The organism is Williamsia sp. (assembly GCF_016462415.1).
Lineage (GTDB): Bacteria > Actinomycetota > Actinomycetes > Mycobacteriales > Mycobacteriaceae > Williamsia_A.
In genome coordinates, this window is record NZ_JAEMTF010000235.1 from 1 (window position 1) to 1,720 (window position 1,720).

The 1,720-nt window shown below is 65.8% G+C and carries 1 protein-coding gene and 1 pseudogene; one reads left to right on the forward strand and one right to left on the reverse strand.

Going from position 1 to position 1,720, the window contains the following annotated elements; translation table 11 throughout:
- A pseudogene (gene pstB / locus JHC79_RS23675) lies at positions 1–86 on the forward strand (phosphate ABC transporter ATP-binding protein); the annotation flags it as partial.
- A gap of 41 nt (positions 87–127) precedes the next feature.
- On the opposite strand, the gene JHC79_RS23680 reads toward pstB, so the two are convergent.
- Positions 128–1,516 carry an MFS transporter gene (locus tag JHC79_RS23680; protein WP_296395533.1) on the reverse strand — a complete coding sequence of 463 codons (1,389 nt, stop codon included), beginning with the start codon at positions 1,514–1,516 and terminating at the stop codon, positions 128–130.
- Between the last annotated feature and the right edge of the window lie 204 nt (positions 1,517–1,720).

Below are 1,720 nucleotides of genomic sequence, written 5' to 3' on the forward strand. Positions count from 1 at the left end.
TCATCGAGGTCAACGACACCGAGACGATGTTCTCCAACCCCGAGCAGCGCGCGACGGAAGATTACATCTCCGGCCGATTCGGCTAAACAATCGACGAGCAATGCGGAGGCCGAACCGCCGGAGGAGATTACATCTCCGGCCGCTTCGGGTAGATTAGCGCGGCAACGACGGTGCCCAGACTCAGGATGCTGGCGGCAACGATGCAGGCAGCCACTGTTCCTCCGGGCGCGGCGTACACCGCGCCCAGCACTGCGATACCGACAACCGTTCCCAGCTGACGTCCTGCGTTGAGCAGGGCGCCCGCCTGGGCGGCGACCGAGGTGGGGACCGCATTCAACACCTCGTCGATCTGCGGACCGACCGACAACCCCACCCCGGTACCGAGCAGTGCAAGAGCGCTGAGCCGGAGATATGGGTCATCGACGGCACCGAAAGCGAGCACGAGGGCGCCTGCGGTGCCCGCAGCCATCCCGATCGTGAGAGTTCGTCGAGATCCGAGTCGGTCGACCACAGGGCGGCTGAGCATGGGCAGCAGGAAGATCGGTAGCGCCGACGCAAGAAATGTGAGACCAGTGTCTGTGGTCGAGAGTCCCACTCGCCGTTGCAGTTCGATGGTCGTGACGAACGTGAGGCCGTAGTAGCCCGCGAACAGCAACAGGCCGACCGCGACGAACCCGATCGCGGCTCGTGACCGCAGCACAACTCGTGACAGTGCTGGGCTCCGGTGCCGTCGCTGGTGTCGCACGACGATGACACCGGCGACGACAAGGCTCACGGTGGACACCACCACCAGTACAGAGCTGAGGCCCGCCCTGGGCGCTTCGATGATGATCGTCGTCATGCTGAACAGGGCGACACATATCGCGATGTGTCCGGTCCATGCGATGGGCCCGGGCGGCGCGACGGGTGGTGGGGTCCGGCGACGCGCCGCCGACACCGCCAGGGCGATGATCGCCAACGGCACATTGATCCAGAAGATGGCTCGCCAGCCGAGGGATTCGACGACGGCACCTCCGAGGACCGGGCCGAACGCCTGCGGCGAGCCTGCAGCGGTCACGAAGATCGCGATCGCGCGACCACGTCGGACGGCATCCGGGTAGGCGGTGGCGATGAGCGCGAGGCACGCCGGGGCCAACATCGCCGCACCGATGCCCTGCACGATCCGCCCGCTGATCAGAAGGGAGATCGTCGGTGCGACAGCGCATCCGACTGAGGCGGCGGTGAACACCATGACGCCCAGGCGGAACACTCGCGCGGCGCCGAAGGTGTCACCGAGGGACCCGCCGAGGATCAGCAGGCCGGCGAAGGTGAGGACGTAGCCGTCCACCACCCACTGCATCTGCGAGACGCCGCCGCCCAGATCGGCTCCGATGGCCGGTACCGCGACGTTGATCGCCGTCGTGTCCACGATGACCATCGCGTAGCCGACGCTGACGAACAGCAGGGTCATCCAGGGTGCGGTGTCGCCCGCCGGTGTCCTGCCGCCGTGCGCTGGTCCCGCCGTGGTTCGGGTCATTGTGACAAGGTAACCCATTTAATGGGTGCCCATCAATTGGAATCCCATTAGATGGCGTGCCGCATACTGGTCGGTATGACTGCCCGTGACGTGCCGGCCGCCGAGAGCATGGTTCCCGAGGAGTTGCAGGATCGAACCGACTACCTGATGTGCAAGGTGGCGGACACGCTCAAGAGGAGTTCGGACGCGGTGTTCGCCGAATCC

Coding starts and splice junctions, on each gene's coding strand:
- JHC79_RS23680 (WP_296395533.1), bottom strand. CDS start 1,516: ATGACCCGAACCACGGCGGGACCAGCGCACGGCGGCAGGACACCGGCG.